This is a genomic window from Martinezella rhizogenes (genome assembly GCF_027460065.1).
GTDB classification, from domain to species: domain Bacteria; phylum Pseudomonadota; class Alphaproteobacteria; order Rhizobiales; family Rhizobiaceae; genus Agrobacterium; species Agrobacterium rhizogenes_C.
Genome location: NZ_JAPYZZ010000008.1, coordinates 1 through 14,254 on the forward strand (window position 1 = coordinate 1; position 14,254 = coordinate 14,254).

Consider the following 14,254-nt stretch of genomic DNA (forward strand, 5'->3'; position numbering starts at 1 on the left):
GACAGATGGCCGCCTATGGCTGCGAGCGTTGGGCAAGGTTGCCGTTATGGCATGCGCCGGATGCCGATGGACAGATGGCCGCCTATGGCTGCGAGCGTTGGGCAAGGTTGCCGTTATGGCATGCGCCGGATGCCGATGAGATGGAATTGCAGGTGCTGGTGCGGCGCAGAGCCGATCTCGTGGCGCTCAGGGTTGCCGAGCACAACCGCTCTAAAGCCCCTGGCGCAAAGGCTATCGCAGCCTCGTTCAAGGCCATGCTCGGTGCCATCCAGCGCCAGATCGACGCCCTCGATGGCCAAATCGCAGCACTCGTCGAAAGAAGCGACAGGCTTGCCAGGCGCATCCGTATCTGCACCACGGTCAGCGGCGTCGGAACCCTGAGCGCTGCAAATCTGATCGCCCAGATGCCGGAACTCGGTTCCCTGCATCGACGTCAGGCCGCAGCCCTTGCCGGAACCGCTCCCCATCCCAGCGAAAGCGGAAACGCCAAAGGTCGACGGCGACAGCGCGGCGGAAGGCCCCAGGCCAAAACCGCATTGTTCATGCCCGCAATGTGTGCAGCACAGGGAAAGGGACAGTTCGCCCCCTTCTACAAACGCCTCATCCGAAACGGAAAACCGCCCATCGTCGCTATCGCCGCAACCATGCGAAAGATCGTCGTGACTATAAACGCAAGGCTCAGAGACGACTTGTTACAACAGAGTTGATGACGAAAGCAGGGCTTTGACACTTTGCCAGCGGTCTGATGGCCGGATCAAATCCGGCCAAGACTGTCGCCTGCGGCGATTTACTTCTTCTGATCCAGCGCATGACGCCCGAAGTCAGGCGTATCGACGTCCTGACCGGCCTCGACGATGGAGCGGCGGATGGAGCGTGTGCGGGAAAACAGTTCGAACAGCTTGTCGCCCTCCCCCCAGCGGATTGCCCTTTGCAGTGAGGCGAGGTCTTCCGAGAAGCGCGCCAACATCTCAAGGATGGCATCCTTGTTGTGCAGGCAGACATCCCGCCACATGGTGGGATCGGAGGCGGCCAGACGGGTGAAGTCACGAAAACCGGAAGCGGAATATTTGATGACTTCCGATTCGGTCACCGTCTCCAGATCATCAGCGGTGCCGACGATATTGTAGGCGATGATGTGCGGCAGATGCGAAACGATTGCCAGAACCTTGTCGTGGTGCTCGGCGTCCATTTCATCCACGCGCGACCCGAGCGCCCGCCAGAAATCCTTGAGCCTTTCCAGAGCCTCAGCGTCCGTGCCCGGTAGCGGCGTGAAGATGCACCAGCGATCACGGAAGAGGCCGGAAAAACCGGCATCCGGGCCGGATTTTTCCGTGCCTGCCAGCGGATGGCCGGGAATGAAATGCACATTGTCAGGCATATGCGGGGCCATCTGCGCGATGACCGAGGCCTTGGTGGAGCCGACATCGGTGACGATGGCACCCGGTTTCAGATGCGGGGCGATCTGCTGCGCCACGCTCTCGGAAGCACCGACCGGCACAGAAACGATGACGAGATCGGCATCATCAACCGCCTCCGCCGCCGAAACCGTGTAATCGGTGCCGAGCGCCAGCTCCTCCGCCCGTTTCAGCGTGTCTTCGCTGCGGGTGGAAATCACCACATGGCGGGCAAGCCCAAGCTCTTTGATATCGCGGGCAATCGACGAGCCGATCAGGCCGATGCCGACCAGCGCGATGCGTTCAAACATGATCTCACCCATCACGCCTGCCCCATGAACTCGGTGAGAACGGCGATGACGCCGAGATTGGCCTCTTCAGAGCCGACGGTCATTCTCAACGCATTCGGGAAACCATAACCCCGCACCGCACGCAGAATATAACCGCGGCGGCTCAGGAACTCATCCGCATCCGTCGCGCGTTTGCCGTCCTGATCCGGGAAATGGATGAGGATGAAGTTGGCAACGGATGGCGTGACGGTGAGGCCGAGACCGGTAAAGGTCGCGACCAGCTTTTCCATCCACAGGGCATTATGCGCCACAGCCTGCTGAACGAATGCCTGATCGCGGATCGCAGCGGCACCCGCCGCAATGGCCGGGGCGCTCATGTTGAACGGGCCGCGCACACGGTTCAGCGCATCGATAATATCCACCGGGGCATACATCCAGCCCACACGCAGTGCGGCCAGACCGTAAACCTTGGAGAAGGTGCGGGTCATCACTACGTTGCGGTTGCCGGAGACCAGCTCCAGACCGGCTTCGTAGTCATTCTTGCGCACATATTCGGCATAGGCGGCATCCAGCACCAGCACGACATGCTTCGGCAAACCGGCCTGCAGGCGGCGAATTTCCGCAACCGGAACATAAGTGCCGGTGGGGTTACCCGGATTGGCGACGAAAACCATCTTCGTCTTCGGCGTCACGGCGGCGAGGATTGCGTCCACGTCCACCGCACAATCCTTTTCCTTCACCGTCACCGGGGTCGCACCCGCGCCCATGATCTGGATCTTGTAGACGAGAAAACCGTGTTCGGTGATGATCGCCTCATCACCCGCGCCCAGATAGACATGGCACAGCAGGCCGAGAAGCTCATCCGAACCGTTGCCGCACAGGATGTTTGCGATATTGAGGCCGTGCACGTCGGCAATCGCCTGGCGCAGCGCGATCGCCTGACCGTCCGGATAGATTTCCAGATGGCTGGCAGCAGCACTGAAAGCCTCTATCGCCTTCGGGCTCGGCCCAAGCGGCGTTTCATTGGAGGAGAGCTTATAAACCTTCGCGACGCCGTCCACATGTTCCTTGCCGGGAACATAAGCGGCGATATCCAGAATACCCGGACGCGGAACAGGTTGGCTAAGCTCTGCACTCATTTGATCGACCTTTGGAAAAACGCCGGAGAACCCGGCAAAAGCAATGCCGGAGGCATTAGACCGGAATGGCCGCTTTGTCGAGGGTCAGCGCGGCTTTCCTTGGGTTGCGGCGGTGCGGGTGGTGGGCACACCCTGCGGCGCGAGCACGGGCACAAAAACCCGGCGCGAGGCACGCTGAGTGACCGGCAATCCCTGATAGAGGCGTTTTTGCGCTTCCACCACGATGACGCCGGAAAACAGCGGCCAGAGGCGACGGCCTGTATGTTCGAGATAACGGCGGAATTTCAGCACCGGCCGGCTGGTGGTGGGCGGAAAAAACAGCGCCTCGGCGGTGGCGCCCGGCGTGAAATTCGTTTCGCGCAGAAGCGCCGTCAGCTGCCCGCGAGAATAGGGCCGGCCGGAACCGAAGGGCGTATGTTCCATGCGCGCCCAGACCCCTCGCCGGTTCGGCACCACGATCACCAGACGGCCGCCGGGCGCCAGCACCCGCCACAGCTCCTTTAAACTCTCACGCGGATTTTCGGCAAATTCCAGCGCATGCACCATCAACACCCGGTCTATCGAGGAATCGGGCAGCGGCAATTCCTCATCGAACACCAGCGCGGTGGAGGAAAGCTCGCCCGCCGGCCAGTTCACCGCCCCCTGCCCCGCCGGCATGAAGGCGAAGGTGCGCTCCGTATCGTGACGGAACCGCTCCAGAAACGGCACGGCATAACCGAGGCCCACCAGCCGTTCTTCCGGCAAGGGCGGCCAAAGTGTCGAAAGCGCCATGGTGATCGCCTGCTCGGCCGAGCGGCCAAGCGGAGAATGATAGAATTCGCGCAGATCGACAATATCGGTATTCATGGGCGAGAATGTAGCATCAGGCGGTTGGACTTCAAGGCGTCTGCCCCTACATTGGAAGTCAGTTGGGAAAGTCAGGCGGGCGAATGCGCCGGTTTTGGCCGGCAAATGGAGAGGATACGATGAAACCTTTGGAAATAGACGTCTTTCTTTGCCGCAGCGATAATTTCGGGGTTCTTTTGCACGACCCCGAAAGCGGGGCGACGGCGGCCATCGACGCACCGGAAGAAGGGCCGATCCTGCGTGCCCTCGACGGCCACGGCTGGAAGCTCACGCATATCTTCACCACCCACCACCATCAGGACCATGTGGAAGCCAATCTGGCGCTGAAGGACAAGTTTCAGTGTGAAATTCACGGCCCCTATGACGAAGCTGTGGCCATACCGGGCCTCGACCGTTCGCAGGCCGATGGCGACGAATTCGAATTCGCCGGACGACGCGTTCAAGTTATCGCCACACCCGGCCACACGGCGGGTCACATCTGTTATTATCTACCGGATGACGGCCTGCTGTTTGCCGCCGATACGCTGTTTGCCATGGGTTGCGGCCGACTGTTCGAACGCCCGGCGGCGGATATGTGGCATTCCTTCCAGAAACTGATGGCCCTGCCTGACAACACAAGGGTCTATTTCGGCCACGAATATACGCTTTCGAATGCCCGTTTTGCGCTGACCGTCGATCCCGACAATGCAGTGCTGGCCGAGCGCGCTGCCCGCGTCGAGACCGCGCGGCAGGCCAATGAATTCACCATTCCCACCACCATCGGGCTCGAAAAGCAGACCAATCCCTATATGCGCGTGGCGGATGCCGGCATCCGCAGACATCTCGGCCTTGAAGGCGCTGCCGATGCCGACGTCTTCGCGGAAATCCGCACGCGCAAGGACAATTTCTGATGGCAATAGATATGTCGGCGCAGGCGATCATTCGCGAGCTTGGGCTGGAGCCGCATCCAGAGGGCGGGTTCTACCACCAGACGTTCCGCGACAAGGCCGGCGGCGAACGTGGCCATTCGACGGCGATTTATTATCTGCTGGAAAAGGGCGTGCGCTCGCACTGGCACCGGGTCACCGATGCGGTGGAGGTGTGGCACTATTATGCCGGCGCGCCGATCTCCCTGCATCTTTCGCAGGACGGCCGGGAGGTGCAGACCTTCACGCTTGGTCCCGCCATTCTGGAGGGAGAGCGCCCACAGGTGATCGTGCCGGCCAATTGCTGGCAATCGGCAGAAAGCCTCGGCGATTTCACCCTCGTCGGCTGCACCGTCTCACCGGGCTTTGCGTTTTCGAGCTTTGTGATGGCAGAACCTGGTTGGTCGCCGGGGGATGTGCCCTGAAGCTCAGAGCCGGTGAAGCGAGCGGGTGGCCCTTGTTTCTTCTCCCCGCCGGGGAGAAGTCCGCGGCAGCGGGATGAGGGAGCTGGCTCTCCGCATATCGCTGGCGTTGCCCCCTCATCCGACCCTTCGGGCCACCTTCCCCCCCTCGGGGAGAAGAAATGCGCCGCACCGCCGAGCATAACTTGCCCTGCTATAAATCCCGGTCAGCCACCGTATTTCGTAGCAGTAATATAGACCTGACCCACCCGCGTCGGAATGATCGCATAAACAGGCGCATAGACATCCATATTGTTCGACTTGGCGAACCAGATCTCCATCGAGATGGATTTCAGATATTCGATATCCTTGCGCCCCTGCCGGTAACCCGACTTCGGCACGTAACGCGCCTTGCAGACGATGGCGTCGCCACTGAAGCCGTTCGTCTTGAACGGCTTGGTGCCACTGGAACTCAAAACGAGGTCGAGTCTGGACTCACCGTCGTAGATCGGCAGGCGAGTCGGGCAGATGCGGCCGCCCGCGGGAATGATGAGGCCGGAAATCGGATCGAGAACCGAGCGCAGGTCGCGGTCCTTCACGTCAACCCAGTTGTCCGGCCGGGCCTTTGGTTCGGGTTTCACCGTCGTCGAGGTGACATTGCCGTTGCGGTAGACGACGTCGTAGGTGCGTACCCGCTTGCCGTCCTTGTAGACCAGTGAATATTCGTTTGCCTGCAGCCGGTGGCCACGCTTGGCGCCGGAAACCGTAGTCTTGCCGGAAATGTCCTTGAGGATGCTGGCAAGGCCGGCGGCACTGAAGGAACCGGAGATCGAATAATTCGGTCCATCCATGCGAGTCGAAAAACTTGCCCGTGCAATCGGTAAAATGCCCAGATTGATGCTGTATTCGCTTGTGTGGCGTGCTTCGGCGGCGAGCGAGGGGGAGACGCCCGCAAACGCCATTGTCACGGCCATGAAAATGCTTTTTCCTCTGGCAATCATTTCGATATCACCTTAAAAGAGGCGCGGAAGCGGCCTTATCGGGCGATCATATACGCTGACTTGTGGCAATAAAAAAGCGGACGACGGTTGAAAACGCCGGAATTTCCTTTGATTTGATCGTGAGCGGCTTGACTGTTAAGTCCCGTCTGACTATAGAACCGCAACTTTCCAATCATGGCCAGTTGGATTGCCACCCCGGTTTTGCCGGTGGCGAGCCAGTGGTGAAACAGACGAAACGAAATAGGTGTACCCATGTCCCGTGTATGCGAATTGACCGGCAAGGGCGTCCAGACGGGCAACAACGTCAGCCACGCCAACAACAAGACCAAGCGCCGGTTCCTTCCGAACCTCTGCCAGGTCACGTTGATCTCCGATGCTCTCGGCCAGCGCTTCCGCCTGCGTGTTTCCGCAGCCGCTCTGCGCTCCGTTGAACACCGTGGCGGCCTCGATGCTTTCCTTCTGAAGTCCGGCGAAAACGAACTGAGCATGCGCGCTCGTCTCCTGCGCCGCCAGATCGCCAAGAAGACTGCTGAAGCTGCTTAATAGCGGCTTCGACATCATCTGATATTCAGAAGGCTTGAATGGCTTTTCGCCGCTCAAGCCTTTTGTTTGTTTCAGATTTTAATTGCATCGGGTTTTGCGGAAATCGTTTCAGACGTTTCGCTCCGATGTTTGGCTCCAACTGGTGGCATCACCCAGGATAAAAAAATGCCCTATCTGCGCTTTACGATTATCTACGTTCTGCTGATGACGCTCGTCGTCGTCGCTTCCAATATTCTGGTGCAATATCCGCTGTCGGGCTCGCTGTTAGGCATCAACCTCGGTGATCTTCTGACCTGGGGCGCCTTCACCTATCCGGTCGCCTTCCTCGTCACCGACCTGACGAATCGCCAGTTCGGCCCCTCGGTCGCGCGCCGCGTGGTGCTTGCCGGCTTCATCGTCGGCGTCACGTTGTCCTTCTGGACATCGATCCCCCGCATCGCCGTCGCTTCCGGTACCGCCTATCTGATCGGCCAGCTGCTCGATATTTCGGTGTTCAACCGCCTGCGCCGCCAGCGCTGGTGGCATGCGCCGCTTGCCGGTTCCATGCTGGGTTCGGTGCTGGATACGGCGCTGTTCTTCTCCATCGCCTTTGCAGCGAGTTTCTCCTTTGTCGGCCCTAACGATGCCTTCGCCATCGAAAGCGCGCCGCTGCTCGGCGTCTTCGCTCTAGAAGCTCCCCGGTGGATTTCCTGGGCAATGGGTGATTTGTCGGTCAAGGTCCTCGTCGGCCTCGTCATGCTCCTTCCTTACGGCGCTCTGATGAACACGCTGAAGCCGATGCCAGGCACCGTCAAACCGAACTGATATTTTCAGTCAACCGGATTTGAGGCCGGGATACGTGATCAAATCGCGCTTGCAAACCCACAGTCGGCGTTGCAGTCTGCCGTCCGTGTCAAAGCGCGGAGGCAGACCAACATGCAGATCAAGGACGTTATCGACATTGTGGATGCGACGAGCGCCACGCTTTCGGGCTCCAGCTTCGATAACGTCAATCTGTCCGGGACGGTCTTCAACAATGTCAATCTGGCCGGCACACGCTTCAGCGACATCAACTTTTCCGGTGCGTCGTTTACGGACAGCAACATGTCCGGCTGGTCAATCGATGACGTCAATTTTACCGGACTGAAGCTGAGCAATTCAAACCTGTCCGGCGCGCAGATAACAGCGTGCCGAATGGTCGGCATGAAGATCGACGGCATTCCGGTCGAGGATCTGCTGGCTGCCTACAAGGCGGCACAGGAGCAGGCCTGATATTCACTCCACCAGCTTGAATTCCAGCATCAGGTTGCGCTGGAGAAACGAGTGGTTGTCATCGGACACGATGATGAGGCGCGTCGAGCCATCCGGCCCCTTCACCACATCCATGCCTTCCATATTGTCGATCTGGTAGGCCATGCCCGCTTCCATGAGGATTTCACCATCCACCACGGCACCCGGCTTGATGTCGCCCCCACGGATGCGCCGAATGCGCATGCCAACGCCTTCGGCGAAATTGAAGCGCCGCTCAAGAAGCAGCAGATCGCCGTTCGGCAGGAAAGCACCGTCAGTCACATCGAATGACGGATGATGGGTGACAGTGAAGGTGCCCTTCAGCGGACCTTCCAATATGGCTGCGAGAAGATTGCCATTCGTATCGATGCTTTTTTCAGCCACCACGACCAGAGCGCCGGCGAGCGGCGAATCGGCCGGCGACACCGCCAGGGCTTCCATGCCACCATTATGGCGCAGTTCATTATTGGGGATGAGATGTGGCAGGCGACTGAGTGGCTTTGCTGTTGCAAAGCCCGGATCCGGATAGATATCGATCCTGTGCCGCTGCTCGTAGCTGACGAACACCTGGCCGTCGCGCAGCGCCAGCCCTTCCGCATCCATTTCCATTTTGCGAGGCGGTTCGCGACCACCCGTGTCCAGCATGGGGGTAATGCGGACATCAGCAAGCCCGGACAGCGCGCCGGCAGCACCACGCGTGATCCTGCCCGTCAGCCAGTGGCCGGTATCCAGCACCGCGATAAATTCCTCACCATCGGGGCGGAAGCGGATGGAGGATATCGCCCCGAACAGCTTTTCCGGGGCGCTCATCACCATGCCGCCGATAAATTCCAGCTTGCCGAAACGTTTTGCGCTGGTGCCGACTTCGAAACCCGACAGCAGGCGAACGCTGACCGGCACATCGATGGTCGATGCGCCGATGGGAACGGGAAAAAGCGAAGCCGCCGCAAAAACGGCGGCCAGCGCAAAGGACTTGCAGGCGGAGGAAGCCCGACCCCGCTTATCCGGCACGGCGGATCCTGCGGGACGAACCGGAAGCACCGCTCGTATCCTCGAAGAGGGCAGCAAGCTGCTCGGTCATCGCGCCGGCCAGCTCATCCGCGTCCACGATGGTGACAGCACGGCGGTAATAACGGGTCACATCATGGCCGATACCGATTGCCAGCAATTCTACCGGCGAGCGCGTTTCGATCTGCTCGATGACGGCGCGCAGGTGCCGTTCCAGATAGTTGCCCGGATTAACCGACAGGGTGGAATCATCGACCGGCGCACCGTCCGAGATCATCATCATGATCTTGCGCTGCTCGGGGCGACTGATCAGGCGGTTGTGCGCCCACATCAGCGCCTCGCCGTCGATGTTTTCCTTCAGCAGGCCTTCGCGCATCATCAGACCGAGATTGCGCCGTGCGCGCCGCCACGGCGCATCCGCCGACTTGTAGATGATGTGGCGCAGATCATTAAGGCGGCCTGGCGAAGCGGGCTTGCTGTTCGCCAGCCACTGTTCGCGCGACTGCCCGCCCTTCCACGCCTTGGTGGTGAAACCGAGAATCTCCACCTTCACGCCCGAGCGTTCCAGCGTGCGGGCCAAAATATCGGCGCAGGTGGCTGCGACGGTGATCGGACGACCGCGCATCGAACCGGAATTGTCGATGACGAGCGAGACGACGGTATCGCGGAACTTGGTGTCGCGCTCCTTCTTGAAGGAGAGCGGCTGCATGGGATCGATGATGAGCCTGACGAGACGGGCCGGATCGAGATAACCCTCTTCCAGATCGAAATCCCAGGAGCGGTTCTGCTGCGCCATCAGGCGGCGCTGCAGCCGGTTCGCCAGGCGCCCGACCGCACCCTGAAGATGGGCGAGCTGCTTGTCGAGAAAGGCGCGCAGACGGTCCAGCTCGGCCTCGTCGCACAGTTCCTCGGCGCGAATTTCCTCGTCGAATTCCTCGGTAAAGATACGGTAGTCGACCTTTTCGTTGAAATCGTCGAAGGGGCTGTTCGGGCGGCGGGTTTCACCGGGCGTTTCGGAATCCTCGTCGAGATCGTCGGACATTTCTTCGTCCGACATCTCGGCGCCGTCCATCTCGCCTTCTTCCATCTCCTCCTGCGAGGCCTCGTTTTCATCGGCGGGCGTCGCATCGGAGCCGGCCTCTTCCTCGACCTGCTCTTCCTCGGTCTCGTTGGTGCGCGGCTGGTCCTCGTTGGATTCCGCTTCCTGGCTTTCCGGCTCGTTATCCTCGTCGCCGAAATCTTCCGCCATCTGCATGGAGGTCAACATCTTGCGCACCAGCCGCGAGAACGCCTTCTGGTCGGTAATGACGCGGGAAAGATCGTTGAGGTCGCCTGCGGCCTTGTCTTCGATGAAGTCACGCCAGAGGTCGAGAACCTTGCCGGCGCTCGCCGGTGGTTTTTCGCCGGTCAGTTTCTCACGCACCAGAAGCGCCACAGCCTCGGCGAGCGGTGCATCATCTTTATTGTTGATGCCGGAGAAATTGGCCTTTGCGTATTTTTCCGTATTCATGGCCTTGATATTGGAGGCCATGCCCGGCATGCGCAGCGCGCCGATGGATTCCACCCGCGCCTGTTCGACGGCATCGAAAACCAGCTGTGCCTCGGCGCCATGCGGCGACATCATCGCATGCGTGTCCGCATCGTGGCAGGCGAGACGCAGCGCCATGGAATCGCCGAGACCACGCGTGATGGCGATCTCCTGCGCCGTGGGTTTCTTGGAAATTTCCGGCAGGCGCATGCGCTCGCCGGCAAGGCCCGGCCGCTCATTGGCGAAAACGACCTCGACCTCGGCATCGCCGGCAACGGATCGCACACATCCGGCAATCGCCTGACGCAACGGCTCCGTATCGATCGCCGTACCCGGTTTCGCTCTGGAATTGTCGCCGCGCCCTGCCATTGTCTTTCCTGTCATTTGTCGGCGCCTGCGGCACGCCCATCCCTAGGATGCGCGGCCCGCCGGCGTCTTCAAGTCATCGGTGATCTTCTCCGGACGAGCCGGAGACGATCAGGCGCTGAGAACGATGTTCGCGGCGCTTTCCTTGAGCTCAACGCCAAAGGCACGCTGATATTGCTCGGCTACCAGGGTACGCTCAAGCTCGTCGCACTTGTTGAGGAAGGTCACACGGAAGGCAAAAGCGAGATCGCCGAAGATTTCCGCATTTTCCGCCCAGGTGATGACGGTACGCGGGCTCATGACCGTGGAAAGATCGCCATTGATGAAGGCCGAACGGGTGAGATCGGCCACGCGCACCATCTTGGAGACGGTTTCGCGGCCCTTCGGATTATCGAAGCTCTTCACTTTGGCGGCAATGATGTTCACTTCCTGCTCATGCGGCAGATAGTTCAGCGTGGTGACGATGGACCAGCGGTCCATCTGCGCCTGGTTGATCTGCTGCGTGCCGTGGTAAAGGCCCGTCGTATCACCAAGGCCAACCGTGTTGGCGGTCGCAAAGATGCGGAAGGCGGGGTGAGGACGGATGACGCGGCTCTGGTCGAGCAGGGTCAGGCGGCCGGACGATTCCAGCACGCGCTGGATAACGAACATCACGTCCGGGCGGCCGGCATCATATTCGTCGAAAACGAGCGCAACATTGTGCTGGTAGGCCCAGGGCAGGATGCCGTCCTTGAATTCGGTGACCTGCTTGCCGTCTTTGAGGACGATGGCGTCCTTACCGACGAGATCGATACGACTGACATGGCTGTCGAGGTTGACGCGAACGCAGGGCCAGTTCAGGCGGGCGGCGACCTGCTCGATATGGGTGGATTTACCCGTACCGTGGAAACCGGAAACCATGACGCGTCGGTTGTGAGCAAAACCGGCGAGGATCGCAAGCGTCGTATCGCGGTCGAAAAGATAGTCGGGATCGAGGTCCGGCACATAGGCGTCGCCCTGGGAATAGGCGGGAACCCGCAGATCCGTATCAATGCCGAAAACCTCCCGCACGGACACCGTCGTGTCGGGCAGGTTGGAAATATCAAGGTCGATTTTGCTCATCACGTCTCCAAGGCGGGCGGCAGCCACCCGGCCACATCATCAATCAGGCGGTAAACACGTAAGTTGGCTTAGCAGAAACCTGACTGCTTTAACAATTGATATGCTTGAACAACAGCCCGAAAACGTTCTTCCGAACCACGATCGCCACCATTAGCATCAGGATGGTGCTTTTTGACAAGCTCCTTATAGCGCCTTTTTATGTCTTCCTGCTTCGCATTGGAAGAAAGGCCGAGCGTATCGAAGGCTTTTGCCTCCAGCGTCTTCAGTTTACGGTCCTGTTGCATGCGGGTGCCGCCTGCCCTCGAGCCACCCGTAAAACCGCCGGCAAAGCCGAAGGGATCGCGTATGCGGGCATTGCCGCTCGCCGTGCCGGAGCGCAGGGTGGAATGCAGCGGGCTATCGCGGGCCGTCTTGTTGACGCCCACAGTCCAGGTGGGGCGATGGCCGGTGATCGCCTCCTTCTGGTAACGGGCGATCTCGCTGTCGGAGAGGCCGGAAAAATAATTGTAACCTTTGTTGTATTCCTTCACATGCTCAAAACAGAACAGGAAGAATTGCCCCTCGGCATTGCGGCCGACAGGTGCGCGGTGAACGCCCGGTTTATCGCATCCGTCCCACTGGCAGGTAGGAGCCTGAACCTCAGGTTCCCGCTCCCTTTTCCGGCGCGTGCGGATGCGATCGAAATATTTCGAATCCAGTTTCATGATGCCCTGATTATGGGGTGCGAAAAGCCGCACAACAAGAATTGACAAAGCGGAATGTTACAGGCTTTTAGGTAGCCCCTTTCAAAGACCAGCTAACAGGATTGGAGCCCTCTGCATGTCCCTGCGAGAACGCATAGAAACGAAGCTTCGGCAGAGCTTTTCGCCGGAACGCCTGAGGGTTGTCGATGAAAGCCAGATGCATGCGGGCCACCAGCCGGATATGACAGGCACGGGCGAGACGCATATGCGGGTTCAGATAGTGTCTGAGAGCTTTTCAGGCAAGTCTCGCATCGAGCGTCACCGGGCGATTAACGCCGTTTTGAAGCCGGAACTCGACGCCGGGCTGCATGCGCTGGCGATCGAGGCAGCGGCGCCGGGGGAAGTGGTACGGTTTTAGGCCAAGTTTATCATTAAAACCGAGAGCAAGCCCCCTCATCCGGCCCTTCGGGCCACCTCTCCCCGGCGGGGAGAAGAAACCGGGCGGCAACGCCTTGCTCAAAGCGCCAGCACCGTTCCCTCGTATAGCATTGCCAAAGCGGCTTGTTCTTCTCCCCGCCGGGGAGAAGTGCCGGAGCGGAGCGAGGCGATGAGGGGGCGCCCTCACCGTACTGCCCGGCGCCAGTTCACCCCGGATGCTTCTCCGACAGGAAGGACTGCACCTCGGACGCCGCGACATCATCAGCCACGAAGGACTGGCCAATGCCGTGGGTGAGGATGAAGGTGAGCTTGCCGCCCTTGACCTTCTTGTCCTGTGCGATCGCCGTCATCAGCGTCTCGACCGGCGGCAATTTACCAGGAATATCCTTCATCGCTGTCGGCAGTCCGACGGCCTTCAGGTGCGCTTCGACGCGCGCCGCATCATCGGGGCTTGCAAGGGTCATGCGGGCGGAGAACTGGTGCGCCAGCACCATGCCGATGGCGACACCTTCGCCGTGCACCAGCCGCTTGCTGTCGTAATTGGTTGCCGCCTCCAGCGCGTGGCCGAAAGTGTGGCCGAGGTTCAGAAGGGCGCGCACGCCGTTTTCCTTCTCGTCGGCCACCACCACATCGGCTTTGGCCTGGCAGCTCGTGGCGATCGCCTCGATGCGGGCCGGGCCGCCGGTGCGGATGTCATCCCAGTTCTTTTCCAGCCAGAAGAAGAAATCCGGCTTATCGATCAAACCGTATTTGACCACTTCGGCATAACCGGCGCGGAATTCCCGCGGGCTCAGCGTATCGAGCACCGCCGTATCGGCCAGCACCAGATCGGGCTGATGGAAAACGCCGATGAGGTTCTTGCCGTGGCGGCTGTTGATGCCGGTCTTGCCGCCAACGGAGGAATCAACCTGCGACAGAAGCGAAGTCGGTATCTGCACGAAGCGCACGCCGCGGCGCACGATGCCTGCGGCAAAACCGGCGAGATCGCCGATGACGCCACCGCCGAGTGCGATCACCGCATCGTTGCGCTCCACCCGTGCGGAGAGAACCGCATCGCAGACGGTGACGAGATGCTCGAAGCTCTTGGTCTTCTCTCCGGCCGGCAGCGTCAGCGAGACGGCCTCGATGCCATCCGTCTGCAGGCCGTCCATCAGGCCTTCGAGGTAAAGCGGCGCGACATGCTCGTCGGTGATGATCGCCGCACGTCTGCCCTTCAGCCGCGCTGAAATTTCGCCACCCGCCCTGCCGATCAGTCCCGGCCCGATCAGAATGTCATAGGCGCGCTCGCCGAGCGGCACATGGACAAGACGTTCATCGGCGTGGATTTCGGAAGGCGTCATGA

Annotated in this window: 16 protein-coding genes; 7 read left to right on the forward strand and 9 right to left on the reverse strand. The window is 60.2% G+C overall.

Annotated elements, in window-relative coordinates; translation table 11 throughout:
* On the forward strand, positions 1–707 hold a 707-nt coding region (locus O8B93_RS14555), incomplete at its 5' end, for a transposase (protein ID WP_269710667.1).
* Positions 708–787: 80 nt separating this feature from the next.
* Here the strand turns inward: O8B93_RS14555 and O8B93_RS14560 are convergent.
* The 3 genes from O8B93_RS14560 to O8B93_RS14570 all read right to left on the reverse strand — a co-directional run bounded on the left by O8B93_RS14560 (position 788) and on the right by O8B93_RS14570 (position 3,669).
* Positions 788–1,717 (reverse strand): prephenate/arogenate dehydrogenase family protein, encoded by a 930-nt coding sequence (locus tag O8B93_RS14560; RefSeq protein WP_269710668.1) that lies wholly within the window; start codon positions 1,715–1,717, stop codon positions 788–790.
* On the reverse strand, positions 1,717–2,823 hold the full coding sequence (gene hisC, locus O8B93_RS14565; protein WP_269710669.1) for a histidinol-phosphate transaminase: 1,107 nt from the start codon (positions 2,821–2,823) through the stop codon (positions 1,717–1,719). Before hisC ends, O8B93_RS14560 begins: the two co-directional genes overlap by 1 nt.
* Before the next feature lie 84 nt (positions 2,824–2,907).
* Entirely contained in the window at positions 2,908–3,669 is a 762-nt protein-coding gene (locus O8B93_RS14570; protein ID WP_269710670.1) for a class I SAM-dependent methyltransferase, read from the reverse strand.
* A 119-nt stretch (positions 3,670–3,788) separates the two neighbouring features.
* Between O8B93_RS14570 and gloB the strand changes: the two genes are divergently transcribed.
* Both gloB and O8B93_RS14580 read left to right on the forward strand, forming a co-directional pair.
* Positions 3,789–4,559 carry a hydroxyacylglutathione hydrolase gene (gloB, locus tag O8B93_RS14575; RefSeq protein WP_269710671.1) on the forward strand — a complete coding sequence of 257 codons (771 nt, stop codon included), beginning with the start codon at positions 3,789–3,791 and terminating at the stop codon, positions 4,557–4,559.
* The gene (locus O8B93_RS14580; RefSeq protein ID WP_269710672.1) at positions 4,559–4,999 is read left to right on the forward strand and encodes a cupin domain-containing protein; all 441 of its coding nucleotides are present in this window, start codon (positions 4,559–4,561) and stop codon (positions 4,997–4,999) included. The genes gloB and O8B93_RS14580 overlap by 1 nt, the downstream gene beginning before the upstream one ends.
* Before the next feature lie 203 nt (positions 5,000–5,202).
* Here O8B93_RS14580 and O8B93_RS14585 read toward each other — a convergent pair whose 3' ends face one another.
* Positions 5,203–5,976, reverse strand: a complete 774-nt coding sequence (locus O8B93_RS14585) for a DUF3108 domain-containing protein (RefSeq protein WP_269710673.1) — start codon at positions 5,974–5,976, stop codon at positions 5,203–5,205.
* 252 nt (positions 5,977–6,228) lie between these two features.
* Here O8B93_RS14585 and rpmB point away from each other — a divergent pair, with 252 nt between their 5' ends.
* From rpmB to O8B93_RS14600, 3 genes are all read left to right on the forward strand, one after another.
* Positions 6,229–6,519, forward strand: a complete 291-nt coding sequence (rpmB, locus tag O8B93_RS14590) for a 50S ribosomal protein L28 (RefSeq protein WP_003509888.1) — start codon at positions 6,229–6,231, stop codon at positions 6,517–6,519.
* Between the two features lie 165 nt (positions 6,520–6,684).
* Complete coding sequence (locus O8B93_RS14595) at positions 6,685–7,323, forward strand: queuosine precursor transporter (protein ID WP_269710674.1); 639 nt, start codon at positions 6,685–6,687, stop codon at positions 7,321–7,323.
* A 111-nt stretch (positions 7,324–7,434) separates the two neighbouring features.
* A complete protein-coding gene (locus O8B93_RS14600; protein ID WP_269710675.1) occupies positions 7,435–7,770 on the forward strand; it encodes a pentapeptide repeat-containing protein in 336 nt (111 codons plus the stop codon).
* Positions 7,771–7,773: 3 nt separating this feature from the next.
* On the opposite strand, the gene O8B93_RS14605 is transcribed toward O8B93_RS14600, so the two are convergent.
* The 4 genes from O8B93_RS14605 to O8B93_RS14620 all read right to left on the reverse strand — a co-directional run bounded on the left by O8B93_RS14605 (position 7,774) and on the right by O8B93_RS14620 (position 12,495).
* Positions 7,774–8,799, reverse strand: a complete 1,026-nt coding sequence (locus tag O8B93_RS14605; RefSeq protein WP_269710676.1) for an esterase-like activity of phytase family protein — start codon at positions 8,797–8,799, stop codon at positions 7,774–7,776.
* Positions 8,789–10,693: a cobaltochelatase subunit CobT gene (gene cobT, locus O8B93_RS14610; protein WP_269710819.1), complete on the reverse strand. Its 1,905-nt coding sequence runs from the start codon at positions 10,691–10,693 to the stop codon at positions 8,789–8,791. The genes O8B93_RS14605 and cobT overlap by 11 nt, the downstream gene beginning before the upstream one ends.
* Before the next feature lie 108 nt (positions 10,694–10,801).
* Positions 10,802–11,791, reverse strand: a complete 990-nt coding sequence (gene cobS / locus O8B93_RS14615) for a cobaltochelatase subunit CobS (protein WP_003523293.1) — start codon at positions 11,789–11,791, stop codon at positions 10,802–10,804.
* A gap of 68 nt (positions 11,792–11,859) precedes the next feature.
* Positions 11,860–12,495 carry a J domain-containing protein gene (locus O8B93_RS14620; RefSeq protein ID WP_269710677.1) on the reverse strand — a complete coding sequence of 212 codons (636 nt, stop codon included), beginning with the start codon at positions 12,493–12,495 and terminating at the stop codon, positions 11,860–11,862.
* Positions 12,496–12,610: 115 nt separating this feature from the next.
* Between O8B93_RS14620 and O8B93_RS14625 the strand changes: the two genes are divergently transcribed.
* Positions 12,611–12,892 (forward strand): BolA family protein, encoded by a 282-nt coding sequence (locus tag O8B93_RS14625; RefSeq protein WP_269710678.1) that lies wholly within the window; start codon positions 12,611–12,613, stop codon positions 12,890–12,892.
* 226 nt (positions 12,893–13,118) lie between these two features.
* Here the strand turns inward: O8B93_RS14625 and aroB are convergent, their stop codons facing one another.
* Positions 13,119–14,252: a 3-dehydroquinate synthase gene (gene aroB, locus O8B93_RS14630; RefSeq protein WP_269710679.1), complete on the reverse strand. Its 1,134-nt coding sequence runs from the start codon at positions 14,250–14,252 to the stop codon at positions 13,119–13,121.
* Between the last annotated feature and the right edge of the window lie 2 nt (positions 14,253–14,254).

What these genes read in the sequence shown, in the direction of transcription:
- O8B93_RS14560 (WP_269710668.1), bottom strand. Translation starts at nt 1,717, where the DNA reads ATGGGTGAGATCATGTTTGAACGCATCGCGCTGGTCGGCATCGGCCTG.
- hisC (WP_269710669.1), bottom strand. Translation starts at nt 2,823, where the DNA reads ATGAGTGCAGAGCTTAGCCAACCTGTTCCGCGTCCGGGTATTCTGGAT.
- O8B93_RS14570 (WP_269710670.1), bottom strand. Translation starts at nt 3,669, where the DNA reads ATGAATACCGATATTGTCGATCTGCGCGAATTCTATCATTCTCCGCTT.
- gloB (WP_269710671.1), top strand. Translation starts at nt 3,789, where the DNA reads ATGAAACCTTTGGAAATAGACGTCTTTCTTTGCCGCAGCGATAATTTC.
- O8B93_RS14580 (WP_269710672.1), top strand. Translation starts at nt 4,559, where the DNA reads ATGGCAATAGATATGTCGGCGCAGGCGATCATTCGCGAGCTTGGGCTG.
- O8B93_RS14585 (WP_269710673.1), bottom strand. Translation starts at nt 5,976, where the DNA reads ATGATTGCCAGAGGAAAAAGCATTTTCATGGCCGTGACAATGGCGTTT.
- rpmB (WP_003509888.1), top strand. Translation starts at nt 6,229, where the DNA reads ATGTCCCGTGTATGCGAATTGACCGGCAAGGGCGTCCAGACGGGCAAC.
- O8B93_RS14595 (WP_269710674.1), top strand. Translation starts at nt 6,685, where the DNA reads ATGCCCTATCTGCGCTTTACGATTATCTACGTTCTGCTGATGACGCTC.
- O8B93_RS14600 (WP_269710675.1), top strand. Translation starts at nt 7,435, where the DNA reads ATGCAGATCAAGGACGTTATCGACATTGTGGATGCGACGAGCGCCACG.
- cobT (WP_269710819.1), bottom strand. Translation starts at nt 10,693, where the DNA reads ATGGCAGGGCGCGGCGACAATTCCAGAGCGAAACCGGGTACGGCGATC.
- cobS (WP_003523293.1), bottom strand. Translation starts at nt 11,791, where the DNA reads ATGAGCAAAATCGACCTTGATATTTCCAACCTGCCCGACACGACGGTG.
- O8B93_RS14620 (WP_269710677.1), bottom strand. Translation starts at nt 12,495, where the DNA reads ATGAAACTGGATTCGAAATATTTCGATCGCATCCGCACGCGCCGGAAA.
- O8B93_RS14625 (WP_269710678.1), top strand. Translation starts at nt 12,611, where the DNA reads ATGTCCCTGCGAGAACGCATAGAAACGAAGCTTCGGCAGAGCTTTTCG.
- aroB (WP_269710679.1), bottom strand. Translation starts at nt 14,252, where the DNA reads ATGACGCCTTCCGAAATCCACGCCGATGAACGTCTTGTCCATGTGCCG.